An 18,776-nucleotide genomic window follows, 5' to 3' on the forward strand; every position below is an offset into this window, starting at 1 on the left:
CAATGAAATCGACTTCTGAGCTTGCCGCAAGCAAGGCCATATATACAGCTGAAGGACAGCCGAGCAAGCAGAAATGGCATCAGAAAAGATGGGTTCGCAATGAATGGTCTGCTTATCTGTTCCTGAGCCCTTATCTGATTATGTTTACGATGTTTATCATTATTCCTGTAATAGCCGCTATTGGCTTGTCATTCACTTATTTCAATACTGTACAGGCACCAGAATTTATCGGATTGCAGAACTATGTGAATCTGTTGACCCAAGACAGTGAGTTTATGATGTACGTGCTTCCGAACACAATCAAATTTGCGCTTCTAGTTGGACCAGGAGGATATATCCTCTCCTTCTGGCTGGCTTGGCTGCTGGCGCAAATTCCGCGCAAATCACGTACTTTAATCGCCTTGGCACTGTATTCGCCGTCATTGACGGCAGCCGTCGCGATGTCGGTCGTATGGTTGATCGTGTTCAGCGGTGACAGCACTGGCTACTTGAACGCATTTCTGATTAACTGGGGTTTTATTAATGAGCCCATACAATGGACGCAGTCTCCACATTACTTGATGCCGATTATGATGACTGTAACGCTTTGGAACAGTATGGGCGTCGGCTTCCTGGCGATGCTGGCGGGTATTCTGAATGTTAACCCGGAAATGTACGAAGCGGGCTACATCGATGGCATCAGAAACCGGCTGCAGGAGGTATGGTATATCACTATTCCTTCCATGAAGCCGCAAATGCTGTTCGGTGCGGTCATGGCTGTGGTGGGAACATTCCAAGCTGGTGAAATTGGCGTTCAGCTGTCTGGTGCGAATCCTACACCACAGTATGCCGGCCAGCTGCTCATTAACCATATCGCGGATTATGGATTCATTCGTTACGATATGGGCTACGCATCGGCCGTTTCGGTTGTGCTGCTGATCGTTATTTACGGATTCTCGAAGCTGTCCTGGAGACTGTTCGGGGAAAAAGATTAAAGGAGTGTGTTCGTATTGGCGTCCTTTCATGGCAATAAAATCAATCCGAGCCGCTTTAGTCTCGGACAGCTCAAATTTTTTGTATTTCTAGTTCCGCTCGGCATTATTATGGTGCTGCCGATCTTCTTTATTTTTTCACAATCACTGAAACCGCTGGATGAATTGTTTCTGTACCCGCCGACTTTTCTAGTACAGAAGCCGACGTTCGAGAACATTGGCAGTCTTCTTACTGTGGCGGATATTACAAGAATTCCAGCGACCAAATATTTGTTTAATAGCTTAATGATAACGCTCTTTGTGGTCGTGCTGTCGCTGGTTATAAGCGCAATGACCGGATACGCGTTATCCAAGAAGCAATTTAGATTGCGTAAAGTGTTGTTCGAGGTGAATACGATCGCCCTCATGTTCGTGCCGGCGGCGGTTACGATTCCGAGATACCTCGTAGTGGAGAAGCTTGGCCTGATTAACACCTATATGGGACATATTCTTCCGCTTCTTGCGCTGCCGGTTGGCGTGTTTCTAATTAAACAGTTCGTGGATCAAATTCCGAACGAACTGATTGAGGCGGCTCAAATAGACGGGGCGACCGATATCACTGTGTTTGCAAAGATCGTCATGCCGATCATTCAACCGGCGATGGCGACCGTTGCAATTCTTGCCTTTCAAGCGGCATGGAACAACACGGAGACATCGACCTTGTACATGTCTCAAGAAACACTGAAGACGTTCGCCTTCTATATGACAACGCTGACCAGCACGGTCGGCAACAACGTCGCAGGTCAGGGAATGGCTGCGGCTGCGGCACTGCTTATGTTCGTGCCGAACCTGATTATATTCATATTTATGCAAAGCCGGGTCATGGATACGATGGCGCATTCCGGTATCAAGTAGAGGGGGAGAACGATGAGAAAAATTAAAATCGGTCTGTTTGTCGGCATTGTGTTCTCCCTGCTGTTTGCCTCGATGCCGGTGCAGGCGCAATCGTACGTTTCCTTTACGATAGATCAGCAAGGGGATTTTCGTCTTACGCAGAGCGCCTATTTGCCAGTTGGTGTGATCGACGGGCATAGCATTTTTGGAGAAGAAGGCGCTAAGGAGGCTGCTGCGGATAGCGACTTCAATATCGTATTGGATCAACCGCAGGATTTGTTCATCGACAGCCATAACCATCTGTTCGTGGCCGATACGGGAAACGGGAGGATATTAGAGCTCGACGAACGAGGCAACAAAGTTCGGGTAATCGGACAGGGTGAATTAGATGAGCCGACGGGAGTGTACGTAGACGAAGCCGGCGTAATCTATGCGGCAGACTATGGCGCAGGGCAGGTTGTTGTATTCGACCCGAATGGGAAGAAGACAAAAACGATTGGCAAGCCCGATTCGCTGCTGTTCGGCAAAAACAATGAGTTTAAACCGCGGAAAGTGTTAGCTGATAAGCGCGGCAATATATACATTGTAGGTGAAGGTTTAATTCAGGGTCTTACGGAGCTGAGCGCTGAGGGCGATTTCCTTGGCTACTTCGGAGGAAATCGGACTGGCTTCGATCTGGAGCGGGCGGTTCAGAAAATCTTCTTTACGAAGAAGCAGATGAGCCAGCTGTCGCAGAAGCTTCCACCGTCACCATCAAACTTGGCGGTGGACGGGGATGGTCTGATTTATACGGCTACGGTCGGTTTGGATGACAACAGCATCAAGAAGCTCAACGTAGCGGGAGATAACCTGCTTAGAACATCTACCTACATGAGCCCAAGCGTTGCGGACATCGCAGTGGACGGCATGGGCAACATATTTGCAGTAGATTCAATAGAAGGATTTATTTCTGTGTATGACAAGGATGGCAGCATGTTGTTCAGCTTCGGCGGCAATGACACCGGTTATCAACGGCTTGGCTATTTCAGAGCGCCATCGGGAATTGCTGTCAACGAGAACGGAATTTTATATGTGCTGGATAAAGAACGGGCCAATATTCAAATGTTCAAACCAACGCCGTTCGCTTTGCTCGTTTACAAAGCAATCGGGTTGTATCTGGACGGTAAATATGTGCAAAGCATGGAGCCTTGGCGCGAAGTACTCAGACAGAACAGTATGTTCGATCTGGCCCATGTCGGGATTGGACTTGCTTATTACAAGCAAGGAGATTACAGCAAGGCGTTCGAGGAACTTAAATTTGCACGCAACGTGAACGAGTATTCCAATACGTATTGGGAGCTTCGACGGGCGTGGATGATGAGTCATATGTCGACAATCATGGTCGCGATCGCCGGTGCCGCAGCATTATGGTTCATATTGAAGCGGCTTTATCGTGCCAAGGGCATTGGTAAGCCTGTGGTGCAAACCGTTCGCCGTATAAGGGATATTAAGATTATTCGTGAGCTGATGCATACATTCCGAATGCTGAGGCATCCGTTCGACGGATATTATGAGCTTGAGAACGGCCGCGCATCCGTGCTGTCAGCCACCTTATTGCTTATATTCATCGTAGCTATCCGGATTTACGAAGTATTTGGGACGAACTTTATATTCAGCGGCGTCGATCCATTGAAAGTGAATATCATAGGCGAAGCGCTGAAAATTCTAATTCCCTTTTTTGCCTGGGTGCTGTGCAACTATTTGGTCAGCATTATCAATGACGGCGAAGGGAAATTCAAGGATATATACAAAGGCACTGTTTATGCGCTTAGTCCTTATATCATTTTTTCACTTCCGATTACGATCATGTCCAAAGGACTTACGCTGCTGGAATCAGTCGTATACGATTACTCCCGCCAATTTATTATTTTGTGGTGCGTATTCCTAATGTTTACGATGGTCAAGGAAATTCATGGCTATGAGATCAAGGAAACGTTCAAAAACGTTGCGATCACGATTTCAAGCATGATCATTATGGCTCTGATCGCATTCATTTTCTTCGGCCTATCCAACCAAGTGTGGGACTTCGTACGGAGTATAGCGGAAGAGGTGAAATACCGTGTTTAAAATGAAAAAATGGAAGCTGGTCTTTCTCGCAGCTATTCTAATTGTTAGCGGGGGATTGATAGCGAGTTTGTATGACGCCGCGCAATCGGATGCTTCAGGCGTCACTGATTCGGCTCCGGCTGAATTGGCTGTCGAGCCGATAGTGCCTGATGCTTCGGATATTTCTTTGGAGCCGGCAAGGCCAGACCGTCAGGATGAATTGTCGTTCTTCCGTTCCAATGAATATACGAAGCCGGAAACTGCCAATCAGGCAGAAGTGCCCGCTGTGGAAATCGGCGCAGGCTTCGAGCGAATCGGTCAGAATGACCGCATGGCTCTATACATGAATATGGAAACATTCGCTATTCAAGTTCAAGACCGGACTAGCGGTTATATTTGGTCTTCCGTGCCAAGTGAAAGCGATTTTCAGGCGGAGGAGCTTAATGAGGATTGGAAGAACGCAATGCAATCGCCCTTTCTCGTCGATTACTTCGGGGAAGATGCATTTAGGACATCATCCAACTATATGTCTCTTCAAGGAAAAGCTGCTTCTGTAAATGCGATCGATAACGGTCTGGAGGTCACGTATGAACTTCCAGATCTTCAAGTTACGATGACTATGCAAGTCGCGTTGGAAGAGGACGGGCTTGTTGTCAAGCTGCTGAACGATAGCATTCAGGAGAACGGACCTAGCCGGATTGCGTCGGTGCAGCTATATCCATTCCTTGGTGCCGTACGCGATGCGGCTGTGCCGGGATACTTGTTCATACCAGACGGAAGCGGTGCGCTTATCCGATTCACGAACAACCATACGTCATTCGACGAGCCCTATGTTGGACAAATTTATTATAACGACATTGGGATTGGCGGTTTCGAAGGTGCCTACAATAAAGTAGGCTATCCGGTATTCGGCGTCGTTCATGGCGTGAAGAAGAATGCGTTGATGGGTGTCGTGGAAGACGGAAAGATGAACGCGGAGATCGTCGCGTACCCAAGCGGTGTCAATACGAACTTCAACTGGGTATCGACACGCTTTAACATTCGTACCAGTTATTACCAGCCGACCAGCAAAACAATGGGCGGAATCAATATGTACACAAAAACAAAATTGGAAGGCGACAAACAGATCCGCTACCGCCTTCTCAGCGGAGAGCAGGCGGACTACGTCGGAATGGCACAGGATTACCGCAGCTATCTGCAGTCGCATGATATGCTTCCGAAGGAAAAAAATGGCAATACGCACAGCGGAGAGATCCCTCTTCGAATTGATATGCTCGGCAGCGAAATGACAACCGGTATATTCAAACGCGGCGTCATGAAGATGACATCGTTCAATGAAGCGGAGTTGATTTTGCAGGATCTCAAGAAATCAGGCATCGACAATATCCGCGCAGGTCTTCAAGGCTGGAGCAAGGGCGGCGCGACCGCTGCACAGCCAGCTGCTCCGAACTTTGAGAAAGTGCTTGGCGGCAGCAAAGGCATGAAGAGTTTATTGGAATACGCCAAGAATGAGAACATTGATCTTTATTTAAATACGGATTACACGAACATGCTGGGAGGCAGCCCAAGAGTGGAGCCTCGCGTCGATTCGGTCCGCATGATCACGAACCGCTTAATCGAATACAAGTACGTAAGCAGATATGTGAGCGATCTGTTTAGAGACATTAAGGCCTATATGCTCAGTCCGGACAAAGCACTGTCGCTCGCGACAGAAGATTTCCGAACATTCAATAAAGAGGGCATTCAAAGCGTAGCGATTAACGGTACCGGATATTTGCTTTATTCCGATTATAACAAGAAAAAAACAATCAATCGGACCCAAGCAGCGGATATTTACGGCAACCTGAGCGAAGAAGCGGCTAAGCAGTCAATTGGGCTATCTTGGTACCAGCCGAATGACTATATGTTGAAGCATACCGCAGCGTACTTCGATATGCCGCTCAATTCGTCACAATTCATGTATGCGACCGATACCGTTCCATTCCTGCCGATGGTCTTGCATGGCGTTATGGATTACTACGCGGAATACGGCAATAACAATGCCGATCCTGAACTCGATCTGCTTCGCATGATTGAATATGGGGCGTATCCTTCTTACTTGGTTACGAAAGAGCCATCCTGGAAACTTCAAAATACGCCTTCGGGCTATCTGTATACGACAGAATACAAGGATTGGGCGCCGCAAATCAAGAAGCAGTACGCCAAAGCGAATGAGGCATTAAAGCAAGTGAAGGACGCTGTAATGACCGGACGCACCATAATGAATTTCGGTATTATCAAAGTCAGCTATGACAATGGCGTGGACATTTGGGTCAATTACACTTCAGAAAATTATTCGCAAGGGTCCATTTCAGTCAAAGCCCGCGATGTTACGGTAACAGGAGGTAACCGATCATGAAGATGAAGATGAAAAAAACAAAACGAGAAGCCATGATCGGCTACATGCTCATATCTCCGTGGGTTATCGGTTTTCTAGTATTTATGGCGTATCCGCTCTTTTTCTCACTGTATATGAGCTTTAACAAAGTAATGATTACGCCTTACGGTATTGAAACGCATTTTCTAGGGTGGGGCAACTACAAGGATGCATTCCTGGTCGATGTGGATTTTACGCAAAAGCTGTTTCTATTTCTTAAATCGAATATTTTGATGATTCCGATCGTTATTGTTTTTTCTCTATTCGTAGCGCTGCTCATCAATCAGCCGATTCGGGGAAGAAACCTATTTCGCGCAATCTTCTTCCTGCCGGTTGTCATCACGAGCGGTGAAGTGGTTCAAGAGCTATTCTCGCAAGGAGCGGCGACGATTCCGATTGTTGAGAAATACGGCATTATCACGATGATTCAAGATAATCTTTCACCAGGTATGGCTGGACCAATAATAGGCATCATTAACCAGTTTATTCTGATCTTATGGTATTCAGGTGTGCAAATTCTGATCTTCCTGGCTGGGCTGCAGAAGGTGAACACGCAAGTGTACGAGGCCGCAGCAATGGATGGGGCATCACCTTGGGTAACGTTCTGGAAAATTACACTGCCTGAAGTGAAACCGTTTATTCTGGTCAATCTCATTTATACGATTATCGATTTGTTCACTAACGGATTTAGCGATGTCATCAAGCTGATTCAAGACAACATGTTCAAGGCTAATACAGGATTCGGATACGCCAGTGCGCTGGCATGGATTTATTTCACGGTTATTTTCGCCGTGCTGCTCATCTTTGTACTGTTCTTTCGGAACAAGGATCAGTCCATCCGAGCCGCGAGAAGGTCCTAAGGAGGGGAAATCAAGATGAGAGAAATACCGATCGACAAACAGAATCAGCAAAAGCCGGATAAACGCGCTAGGTCGTTGAGCGTGTTATATAAAGCAAGAAGTTTGATGATGGGCCGTCAAGGGAATGATGGCTGGCTGATGAAGATCATCATTTATATACTGCTGATCAGTACGGGCTTCATTTATTTGTATCCGCTGCTGTTCATGGTGTCGCAAAGCTTCAAAAATCTGGGTGACCTTCTGGATCCGACCGTGGCTTGGATTCCGCGCAGCTTCTATTGGGAGAACTATGTGCAGGCGTGGAAAGTGCTTGATTATGTGAAGACGCTCGGGAGCACGCTGCTTAACTCCGTTCTCCCGGCTTTGGCCCAAACCGTATCCTGCGCGATTGTAGGCTATGGCTTCGCGAAATACAAGTTTCCGGGAAAATCAATTCTATTCGGACTGATGCTCATCACATTTGTTGTGCCGAAGCAGGTTATTATGATTCCCATGTTCCTGCTGTTCAAAGATTACGGCATGCTGGAAACGCCGCTTCCATTCATTATTCCCGGGTTGTTGGCTCAAGGACTGAGGAGCGCGTTGTTTATCTTGATTTATTATCAATTTTTCCGGACTATACCTGGAGCGCTGGAAGAAGCGGCACAAATCGACGGAGCAGGCGCACTTAAGACGTTCTTCCGCATTATTCTGCCTATTTCTGTACCGGCGGTTGTCGTTGTATTCCTGTTCTCGATGGTATGGCATTGGAACGAGACGTATCTTGCATCCTTGTACCTCGGCAATGCGATGACGACTTTGCCGCTGGAGCTGAAGACGTTTAATGATTCCTTCAAGGCAATGTATACGGGATCATCTACTGTAACGGACGTCAACGAGTCGATCAGAATGGCGGGTACACTGCTAATCGTTCTGCCGCTGTTAATTCTCTATCTATTCGCGCAGAAACGCTTCACTCAGGTAGTAGATAGTACCGGATTAACGGGGGAATAAGATGCGCATCTTACGGATGGGTTTACTAGTTATATTGTCGACCGCTTTGCTGGCGGCAGGCTGTTCCAGCAGCAAGAATGCTGGCCGCGGTATCGCGGCTGGCCTAGACAAAGAGACGGAAGCGCTGCTGGACAAAGAAAGCCGGGCAAGCTTTGATTTCTTCTGGAATGAGACAAATACCGAAGCAGGAAGCAAGGGCTATGGCCTTATCGCTGACAGGGCTCCCGGCAACCCGACGTTGTCGAGCGTCGCTTCTACCGGCTTCGGCTTGTCAGCTCTTGTTATCGGAGTCGAGCACGGCTGGGTGAAGAAGCAGGAGGCCGAAGAGCGTGCTTTGGGTACGATGAACACACTATTGCAGCATGCGGCAAAAGAGCACGGTTTTCTTTACCACTTCCTAAATATGGAGGACGGATCGAGAGCGCCTGGCAGTGAATTGTCAGTCATCGATACCGCGATCGCAATTAATGGCGCCATCACCGCAGGGGAGTTTTTCGGTGGAGAGGTGAAGGAGCAGGCTAAGGCGCTTGCAGAGCAAGTGGAATGGCCTTGGTTTGTAGATCCGGCTAACAATCAATTCTATATGGGTTATTCGCCGGAGAACGGCTTCGCAGGACACTGGGATTTCTATGCAGAGCAATTAATGATGTATATTCTCGCGTCCGGTTCGCCGACACATCCGGTTCCGGGCGAATTGTTCTATGCGTTCACAAGAGATTCTAAAGCCTATGGACAGGGGCAACCTTTCATCCATTCATGGTTCGGTTCAATCTTTACCTACCAATTCTCGCATGGCTGGTTCGATTTCCGCGGCTTAAATGACCGGGAAGGCGTTAATTGGTGGGAGAACTCTGTTATTGCTTCGGAAGCAAGCAAGCAGTATGCGATCGATATGGCCGGAACGTACAAGACGTATGGTCCGAATGCATGGGGCATGACCGCAAGTGATGGGCCTGATGGATACAACGGACTTTATGGCTCGCCGCCAACTGGCTTTGACGATGCTGCCCATGTGACGGACGGCACGTTGGCTCCAGCTGCGGCACTCGGATCGATCGTGTTTACGCCGAAAGCATCGCTCGCAGTTCTGAAGCATTTTGATGGAAAGCCTGAGCTTTGGGGCAAGTATGGTTTGACGGATGCTTATAATGAAGCAGTGACGCCGGCATGGGTCAGTCCCGACGTCATTGGTATTGATAAAGGCATTACGCTGCTGATGATTGAAAACTATCGCAGTGGATTGATTTGGGATTTGTATATGAAGAATGACTATGTGAAAGCAGGAGCACAGGCCATCGGCCTGTCTCCAATAGCCAAATGATCCACAGCAACATCCAAGGAAGAGTAGGACGTGTTGTCCTACTCGCAAGGAAGGAAGAGATATAACCGTGATTGAAATTGTCAACAAGCAAATCCGGATTGATGGCAAGCCGCAAATGATTATGTGCGGCGAAATCCACTACTACCGTCTGCAGCGCGATGAATGGCAGGATCGCATCAATAAGCTCAAGCTAGCTGGCTGCAATGCGGTAGCAAGCTATGTGCCGTGGTTATGCCATGAGCCGCGGGAAGGCGAGTTTGATCTGGACGGGCATACCCGGCCTGAGCTCGACTTGGCTGGATTCATTGATTTATGCCGCGACAACGGACTGTATTTCTTCCTTCGTCCGGGTCCGTTCATTATGGCGGAGATGAAGAATGAGGGTTTGCCTTACTGGATTTATGATCGCCATCCGGAGATCTTGCCGATCGGATGGGATGAGCGTCCAGCCACTACCCCAACAGTTGATTACCTTGCTCCGGCATTTCTCGAAGCATCTCGCCGTTGGTATGAGGCAGTAATGGCGATCGCAGCGCCGCGGCTGCAGCCTCAAGGCGGCAATATTATTGCCGTACAGCTTGATAATGAAATCGGCATGCTGTCTTGGGTCAGCAACGGCCCGGATTTAACAGACCAAGTTGTTGATGATTTCGTTTCATGGCTCAGCCGCACTTATGACACGTCGGAGCTTGCTTCCCGCTATCCGTTCGACTTGCAGAACATAGTGAGTCGTCGTACGGGAATTCGTTCGCCGAAGGAGGATTATGCTCCAGCGCTGCATTTGGACTTAGGCCATTATATGCGGAATCGATTTGCCTGCTATGTCGACGAGCTGCGCGGCTATGCGGAGTCGTTCGGCGTCAAGGATATTCCTTTCGTCATTAATATTCACGGCACCGGCGGCGGCAGAGGCTTTACATACCCAATTGGGATCAGCCAGCTGTACGAAACATATGAAGGCAAGTCAGGCTATATATCCGGCTCAGATATTTATTTCGGCAATCTGGATATGAATACATTCCAAGATTTGTACTTGATTAATGGATTCATGGATGCTGTCCACGACGAGCATCAGCCGCTCACTTCAGTGGAGTTCAACTGCGGAGACGGCAATTTCGGTTCTACTTTCGCCGAAAGATACGACGTTTCCGCCGCGGATTTGAAAATGCGGATGTGCGTTGCCCAAGGCAATCGTCTTATTAACTACTATTTGTTCACCGGCGGACGCAATTATGTGCTGGATGACAAGCCGAACGACGGGAACGACCGTGTCGCTTTCACCGGAGAGCGCCATGGGTTTGCAGCCCCGGTTAGTCCAGAAGGTGAGCTTAATTACACATTCGATCGCATGGCTCGTGGCATTCATGCAGTAAGAGCGGTGGAAGACAAGCTTGCGGTCATGAATGAAGAACGTGATGCGGTATCCTTTGCCTTTATTCCTGATTATTTCATGACGGAATACCGTTATCCGAATAGTGCCAAGATGAAGGCGATATATGAAAACATTGAATCGAACCGCGCTTACTGGAGCTGGGAGACGATGGCTCGGGCTATGCTGCTCGCAGGATATCGGTTTGGCGCTGCGGACATTCAGAATAAGCCGATTTCAGTTCAAGAAGTGCCTGTACTCGCGCTGCTATCCGCGAAATATATGGACAGCAGTCTGCAGCAGAAGCTCGCAAACTACCTTCTTGAAGGCGGGAAATTGTTCCTGTACGGAGAAGTGCCGCTGTTCGATATGGAAGGCGAGCCTTGCATAGTGCTGGCGGATGTTCTCGGCTTGAAGCATACCGGAGATCATCGTGATGGATCGCATGTGTATCCTTCCGTATTAGCAGAAGGCTGGGCTGCCCCACGACCTGAGGTTCGCACGCATTTCGCTCAAACCTTCGAGGCTGTTGGACAAGCGGACACACTTCTGCGTCTGTATGGAAGCGGTCAGGCATGCGGTTTTGACATCCGTATTGGGTCCGGCCGCGCGGTTGTATTGACCGCCCGCTACAATTGCGATATTGCATTGTACCGAACGGCTTTAGAGATGCTTGGCGCGAAGGCGGGTCTTACGCATGACTGCACTTATCACGGTATATTCATGACATCCACCCGCAATGAGCAAGGGGAACGCTTTATTCACTTATTGAATCTTGACGGCTTCGATAAGAAGTTCCGCATATATGAGAACGGCTCACCGCTGTTTGATGGACGAGAGTTGTGGCTTGGAAGCAGGGACGGCGTCATGCTGCCTTTGCAAATGAAGTTGAATGTCAGCTTAAAGATTGTAGAAGCGACTGCTGAAATAATGGGGGTCGAGGCAAATGCCATTTCATTCCGCCTTACGCAGCCGAAAGACCGGATTGTGATTGAAACGTCACTTGAGGTTGAACCAAGCGATGCGTATGAGATTGAGCGGCATGAAACGACCATTCACATCCTATCTAAGCAGCATGCAAAAGTAGACGATCAATTGACGGTTCGTTTCGTCTAACGCCAGACGGAAAATTAAATGAGATTGCCAAACAAAAATCGGAGGGATTTAAATGAGAGAGAAATTGACAAACGACGAATTGCTGGATTTGGAAAGCAAGCAGAGCTTTACGTTTTTTTGGGAGGAAGCGAATACGAATCCAGACAGCCCAGGTTACGGCTTGATCCGTGACCGTGCGCCAGGATTGCCCAATATGGCAAGCATTGCATCGGTCGGCTATGGCTTGACTGCGCTTGCGATCGGTGCGGAACGCGGATGGGTGACCAAAGAGCAGGCGGAAGAGCGTGTACTGGGCACTTTAAATACGTTCCTGAATCACGCGGACCAGCGCCATGGATTTTATTTTCACTTCCTTGATATGAATACAGCAAAGCAATTTGGAGGCTGCGAGGTTTCCGTTATCGATACGGCAATTCTGATTTGCGGTGTTCTGACAGCCGGACAATACTTCGGCGGCGAAGCACAGGTGCTGGCGCAACAAATTTATGAGCGCGTGGAATGGGATTGGTACCGTAATCCGGAAACAAACCAGTTCTACATGGGCTATGACGATGAGAAGGGTGAGCATTTCGGTACTTGGGACCATTACGCTGAACAGTTCATGATGTACTTCTTGGGCGCAGCATCGCCAACGCATCCGGTACCGGCGGATATGTTCGATGACTTCACCCGCTATCTTGGCTACTACGGCGGTCATGGTCCGATTATTCACAGTACGGGTGGCGCATTGTTCGTGTACCAATTCTCGCATGCCTGGTTTGATTTCCGTGACAGAGAAGATAAATATGGTGTCGACTGGTTTGAAAACTCTGTTCAAGCGACGCTTGCGAGCCGCCAATTCTGTATTGACAATGCTGACAAATCGGCTACATTCGGACCTGATTCTTGGGGAATGACAGCTTGTGACGGTCCTCGTGGCTATCACGGCGGCTATGGCGCAGATCCGAATACGTCGAAACGCGACTATGTTGACGGTACTGTTCCTCCTTGCGGGGCAGCCGGTTCTATCGTATTTACACCGGAAGAATCAATTAGCGCGCTGCAAAATTACTACACCAATTACCCTAAGCTATGGGGCAAATACGGCTTCCAAGACTCATATAACTTGGACGAGACACCAGAATGGTATGCAGAGGATGTCATCGGGATTGATAAAGGCATTACGCTGCTCATGATTGAGAACTATCGCTCAGGCTTCGTTTGGAAGCAATTCATGACCCTTCCTGCTGCTCAGCAAGGGATGGCACTATGCATGGGAGAGCCGCGCTCAGCCCTTCCGCAAGCGAAAGCCTAGCCAAACAACCAATGAATCATTCCTATTAGGAAAGAGCAGGTAACTTCCATCTGTTCTTTCCTAATATAGTATTCTAGCAACGCAAACGAGCTTTACAATTGTGGAAAAATAATAGAAATGAGTGAATCATCATGATAAATACATTGGATTCCAACATTCATTTGCAAGCAGGCAATTTGCGCTTCAATTTTTTGAATAGCGGTGATCTATACGAAGCTTCTCATGGAAATACGCTTATTAATCAACTGCTTGCAAATCCAATAGACGGTTCTTTAAATAATGTATACCTGCGCCTTCATCGGGCAGCTGGTATCGAAGCGGTTCCGCTGCTTGGCATTCGATCCACAAGCAGCCTAAGCTTCTCAGAGCAAGGACTAGCTTGGGAAGGCTCCGTTCAAGGGATTTCCTACAAAGTTGCTTTCCATCTTACAGATAGCGGTATTTGGTTCTGGGATGTTCAATTAGACGGATGCGACGCCGAAGTGGATCTGGTCTACGGGCAGGATATCGGTATTGCTGACAAAGGTGCAGTACGTTCGAATGAGGCTTATTTATCTCAATATATCGACCATAAGGCTTTTGAGGATGCGGATAAAGGATATGTCATTTGTTCTCGTCAAAACCAACCTCAGCAGGGTAAATTCCCGTATATGCAGCAGGGGATATTGACGGGTGCTGTCGGATATTCCACGGATGGCTTCCAATTTTATGGTCTTTCTTATAAAGAAACAAATGAACCGGAGCAGCTCACAAAGGATTCACTGGCTAACAACGTTTATCAGTATGAGTTCGCCTATGTGGCACTGCAGTCTGGACGCGTAAAACTTGACGGTCCTGCTCGATTTGTTTTCTACGGGCTGTTTAAAGAAGACCATCTATCAAGCGTATCGGAGCTGGAGTATGGGAATGAAATAGCCGTTGCTTGGGAACAGATTAAAGCGCAGCAGCCAGTCGAAGGGCGGGTTATCGAGAAGACGGCCCTTAAATCGATTATCGGCACTCCATTGCGTGCACTGGAAATGAGCATCGAGGAAATCAACCGTAGATTCCCGGCTCGGCAACAGGAGGAACGGGTTGGAGAGACATTGCTCTCATTCTTTACCGCGACGAATGAGCATGTTGTGTTAAAGGAAAAAGAGCTATTGGTCGAGCGCCCGCACGGCCACATTCTAATGACTGGCAATAATAACCGGATGAATGAGCATGTTTTGTCCTCGACATCGTATATGTACGGTATATTCAATTCTCAAGTCGTCGTTGGCAATACGTCATTCAACAAAATGATTACGAATGCTCGAAATGCACTGAATGTGATGAAAACATCCGGACAACGGATCTATGTCGAGCTTGATGGCGTTTATCGTCTTTTAACGATGCCGTCTCTATATGAAATGGGCTTCAACTATGCGAGATGGTATTATAAAATGCCTGAGGATACACTTGTTATCACCAGCTATACTACAGTTGATACACCTGAGGTTCACCTCGAGGTTACTTCCGAGAGCGGAACATTGTACCGTTACCTAGTAACGAATCAAGTAACGATGAATAATAACGAGTATGAAGTGCCGTTTGGTATGGAGCAGAATGGAAATATTTTATCATTCCGAGCGGATAGCCAAACACTAAGCGCTTCGGCGTATCCTGATTTATGCTACCGTATGCAGGTGTCGGGAGCGGATTTGAACGTCGGCGACGAGCGTGTAATGGCGAATTATGTCAAGCCGCACGATGCATCGCTAGTCGTTCTGGAAATTGGAGCGAGCAAGTCATGGAGCTTAACCATTCAAGGTCTGCTGCATGGACAGGAGCTGCCTTTTGTCTCCCGGGATATAGATTCAGAAATTATTAAATATCGTCAATATTTGAAATCGATCTTGAATGGCTTTCATCTCTCCTTGAACGGCGAAAGCATACCTGAGCTGGATAAAGTAAACGTTCTATCCTGGTGGTACACCCATAATATGCTTGTGCATTTCTCTTCGCCGCATGGCCTAGAGCAGTACGGTGGGGCAGCCTGGGGAACGCGGGACGTTTGCCAAGGACCAGTTGAATATTTCATGGCGACCCAAGAACACGATAGAGTGCGAGAAATCTTATTGACAGTATTCTCCCATCAGTATGAAGACACAGGGAACTGGCCGCAATGGTTTATGTTCGATCGTTATTTCAAAATTCAAGGTGTGGAAAGCCACGGCGATATTATCGTATGGCCGCTTAAAGTACTCGGCGATTACTTGAACGTGACGAAGGACTACAGCATTCTTCAGGAGCTTGTGCCTTATATGGATCCTCATACGTACAGCTTTACGGAGGATAAAGCAACTATACTCGCGCATGCTCGTAAGGAAATTCAATATATTATGGATCATTTCCTGCATGGAACGCATCTGTCGTCGTATGGCGACGGCGATTGGGATGATACGCTCCAGCCGGCAAATGCTCAGCTTAAGCAATATATGGTTAGCAGCTGGACAGTCGCTTTGACTTATCAAACATTTAATCAGTTGTCCAGAGCAATGCAGGGCTACGATAAAGATATGGCAGAGCAATTCCGTGAGCTTGCAGCTAGTATTCAAGCAGACTTCCAGCAATATATGCTGCAAACAGATGTTATTCCTGGTTTTCTATATATGGAGGAGCCAGGCCAAACCGAGCTGATGCTTCATCCTGAAGACACGAAGACCGGCATTCATTATCGTCTTCTGCCGATGACCCGCAGCATGATTAGTGAGCTGCTTACTAAGGAACAAGCGGAAGCACATTATTCGCTTATTAAGGAAAAGCTGTATCACCCAGATGGCGTTAGATTGATGGATCGACCTGCCAACTACACCGGCGGTGTAAGCAAGCACTTTAAACGAGCCGAGCAGGCATCCAACTTCGGAAGGGAAGTGGGACTGCAGTATGTGCACGCCCATATTCGTTTCGTCGAGGCGATGGCGAAGCTTGGTCATCAGGATGAGGCTTGGCTGGGGCTGCAAAAAATTAATCCAATTGGAATTCGGAACATCGTTCCGAATGCGGAGCTTCGCCAAAGCAACGCTTATTTCAGCAGCTCAGACGGTAAATTCAATGACCGTTACGAAGCGCAGCAAAATTTCGATCAACTCAGAGAAGGCAAAGTGCCTGTCAAGGGTGGATGGAGAATTTACTCCAGCGGTCCAGGGATTTATATGAATCAGCTCATTTCCAATTGTCTTGGCATCCGTCAAGATGGCGGAGATTTAATTATTGATCCTGTTCTGCCTGCTCATTTGGATGGCTTGCAATTTGAATTCCAATTTATTGGTCGACCTATTACATTCGTTTATCATCTAAGCGGTCAACCAGTAAATAAGGTAGTCGTTAATGGTGAGGCCATATCTGCTCAATCGGAACCGAATCGCTATAGACAAGGCGGCCTGCGAATTTCTCGGGCACTGCTTGAATCGGCTCTATCAACCACGAATAATATCGTTGACATCTATTTGTAATAAATAGAGGGAACGCAATTATCAACGAATCATTATGTTAAAGTTAAAAGGAAATAATTGGCATGAATAGGGGCGTGTAATGTGGCCAATATCAAAGATATTGCTAAAAAGGCTGGTGTTTCAGTATCCACAGTCTCTTATGCGCTCAATGGAAGCCCGAAAGTTACTGATGAAACTTCTGCTAGAATTATAGCTATCGCCAAGGAGCTGCAATACGTCCCGAACGCAGCCGCTCGGAATTTGAAGAAGCAGGAAACGAAAATTATTGGGGCTTTCTTGAGCGATTTCAGCGGACCGTTCTACGGCGATCTGCTGCAAGGGATGAAAGAGGGCGTAAATCAGAGCGGCTATGATCTTGTTGTCTGCAGCGGTGAACAGTCTCATCGGCTTCTTCCGGAGAGAATGATTGACGGGGCCATTGTCCTCGACGAGACTTTCTCTAGCGAAAAGCTGTTGAACTACGCCGAGCTTGGACATAAATTGGTCGTCTTGGATCGGGACTTGAACCATCCGAAAATCAATCAGGTGCTGCTAGACAACAAAGCAGGTGCTATGCTCGCGGTAGAGCATGTGATTGAGCTTGGCCATCGCAAGCTGTACGTCGTAACCGGGCCAAAAGGCTCATTCGATTCCAGACAGCGTCTGCAAGCAATCAAGCAAGTGATTAGTAGGCATCCTGACTTGGAATATATTGAAATCGAAGGAGATTTCAATAAGTCGGCTGGAACGTTTGCCGGACTCCAGATCGCTCAGGAATACACAGAACCTGCGGCCGTTTTCTGCTTGAACGACGAAATGGCAATCGGGATGTACGAATATTTGCTGACAACCGACCTTCGAATCGGTGAGGACATTCACCTCATCGGGTTCGACAATATAGAAGTTTCACGGTACGTACAGCCTCGACTAGCGACGATCGGTTATTCTAAGCGGAAATGGGGACTTTTGGCCTCTGAGCAGCTGCTTAAGCTAATTGCCGGTGAGTATGTGGAGCATGAGCGGATTTACGTTTCTCTCATTAAAGGCAAGTCGATGGGAACCGTGTAATGTATTTTTGTCGGTAAGTACTGACAGCTATTATATGAAGTCATAACAAAATCCTGGCAGCCGCAGCAATGCGGCAGTCGGGATTTTTTTCTGTTTGTTATATATTGACAATACAACTGTATTAGAATAGAAAAAGACAGTCAACCAAATTTGAAGGTTGATTGTCTTTTTTTTATCATGTATTTTATACGACAGCCGGATAAAAAAATAAACAACTTACTTTATTTAAGTAACTATGTTAATATATTTTTATAGAAAATATTGGACTTATACATAAGGAGAGAGAACATGAGTACATTTACAGAGTTATTGAAATCCAGAAGATCAGCTAATAAATTCAAAACAGATGTGGCGATATCTCAACAGGAGCTGGACGAGCTATTCAGCCTTGTAAAGTTTGCTCCTTCTGCTTTCAATTTGCAGCATGCGCACTATTTGGCTGTAACCGATGAGATGCTAAAGGAGCAAGTATATGAGGCGGCTTTCAAGCAGTACAAAGTTTTGACCAGCGCGGCAGCGATTGTTGTGCTTGGAGATATGGAAGCATATCGGAATATCGGTCCTATTAATGAAGGACTCTTGACCTTAGGCATCATCGATCAGTGTGAATTTGATGAAACGGTCAGCAGTGTGACTGCTATGTATGAAGATGGGGGAGAGCGCTTCAAGAGAGATGAAGCGATTCGCAATGCAAGCTTGTCAGCTATGCTATTCATGCTGATAGCCAAGGATAAAGGGTGGGATACATGTCCGATGATCGGGTTTGATCCTGACCAGCTAAGGCAGGCTCTTTGTATTCCTGAGCGGTATGTTCCTGCTATGCTGATTACACTCGGAAAAGAAGATAATAGCAAGCAAAGACCTCGCGGCTATCGAAAGCCGAATGGCGAATTTGTAATTTATGATCGTTATTGAATGATAGCGGATGTGCCAGATTATATTGCTATATTGTTAT

At 47.4% G+C, this 18,776-nt stretch carries 12 protein-coding genes; all 12 read left to right on the forward strand.

Features of this window, described 5'->3' with window-relative positions; translation table 11 throughout:
- The first annotated feature begins 2 nt into the window (after window positions 1-2).
- The 12 genes from CEF13_RS08815 (at window position 3) to CEF13_RS08870 (ending at window position 18,736) form a co-directional block, all read left to right on the forward strand.
- Window positions 3-974 carry a carbohydrate ABC transporter permease gene (locus tag CEF13_RS08815; protein WP_102710343.1) on the forward strand — a complete coding sequence of 324 codons (972 nt, stop codon included), beginning with the start codon at window positions 3-5 and terminating at the stop codon, window positions 972-974.
- A 6-nt stretch (window positions 975-980) separates the two neighbouring features.
- Window positions 981-1,865 (forward strand): carbohydrate ABC transporter permease, encoded by an 885-nt coding sequence (locus tag CEF13_RS08820; RefSeq protein ID WP_244917060.1) that lies wholly within the window; start codon window positions 981-983, stop codon window positions 1,863-1,865.
- Between the two features lie 12 nt (window positions 1,866-1,877).
- Window positions 1,878-3,950 (forward strand): YIP1 family protein, encoded by a 2,073-nt coding sequence (locus CEF13_RS08825; RefSeq protein WP_102710345.1) that lies wholly within the window; start codon window positions 1,878-1,880, stop codon window positions 3,948-3,950.
- 1 nt (window position 3,951) lies between these two features.
- Window positions 3,952-6,327, forward strand: a complete 2,376-nt coding sequence (locus tag CEF13_RS08830; RefSeq protein WP_243864550.1) for a DUF5696 domain-containing protein — start codon at window positions 3,952-3,954, stop codon at window positions 6,325-6,327.
- Window positions 6,324-7,205: a carbohydrate ABC transporter permease gene (locus CEF13_RS08835; protein ID WP_208414504.1), complete on the forward strand. Its 882-nt coding sequence runs from the start codon at window positions 6,324-6,326 to the stop codon at window positions 7,203-7,205. Before CEF13_RS08830 ends, CEF13_RS08835 begins: the two co-directional genes overlap by 4 nt.
- A gap of 15 nt (window positions 7,206-7,220) precedes the next feature.
- A complete protein-coding gene (locus CEF13_RS08840; protein WP_102710348.1) occupies window positions 7,221-8,198 on the forward strand; it encodes a carbohydrate ABC transporter permease in 978 nt (325 codons plus the stop codon).
- A 1-nt stretch (window position 8,199) separates the two neighbouring features.
- Complete coding sequence (locus CEF13_RS08845) at window positions 8,200-9,519, forward strand: glucoamylase family protein (RefSeq protein WP_102710349.1); 1,320 nt, start codon at window positions 8,200-8,202, stop codon at window positions 9,517-9,519.
- 67 nt (window positions 9,520-9,586) lie between these two features.
- Window positions 9,587-12,004, forward strand: coding sequence for a beta-galactosidase (locus CEF13_RS08850; protein WP_102710350.1), 2,418 nt, complete (start codon window positions 9,587-9,589; stop codon window positions 12,002-12,004).
- A 52-nt stretch (window positions 12,005-12,056) separates the two neighbouring features.
- Complete coding sequence (locus CEF13_RS08855) at window positions 12,057-13,298, forward strand: glucoamylase family protein (RefSeq protein WP_102710351.1); 1,242 nt, start codon at window positions 12,057-12,059, stop codon at window positions 13,296-13,298.
- A 131-nt stretch (window positions 13,299-13,429) separates the two neighbouring features.
- A complete protein-coding gene (locus CEF13_RS08860) occupies window positions 13,430-16,774 on the forward strand; it encodes a GH36-type glycosyl hydrolase domain-containing protein (protein WP_102710352.1) in 3,345 nt (1,114 codons plus the stop codon).
- A gap of 81 nt (window positions 16,775-16,855) precedes the next feature.
- Entirely contained in the window at window positions 16,856-17,821 is a 966-nt protein-coding gene (locus CEF13_RS08865) for a LacI family DNA-binding transcriptional regulator (RefSeq protein WP_102710353.1), read from the forward strand.
- Window positions 17,822-18,109: 288 nt separating this feature from the next.
- Entirely contained in the window at window positions 18,110-18,736 is a 627-nt protein-coding gene (locus CEF13_RS08870; RefSeq protein ID WP_102710354.1) for a nitroreductase family protein, read from the forward strand.
- The last annotated feature ends 40 nt before the right edge of the window (window positions 18,737-18,776 follow it).

Source organism: Paenibacillus castaneae (genome assembly GCF_002884445.1).
GTDB lineage: Bacteria > Bacillota > Bacilli > Paenibacillales > Paenibacillaceae > Pristimantibacillus > Pristimantibacillus castaneae.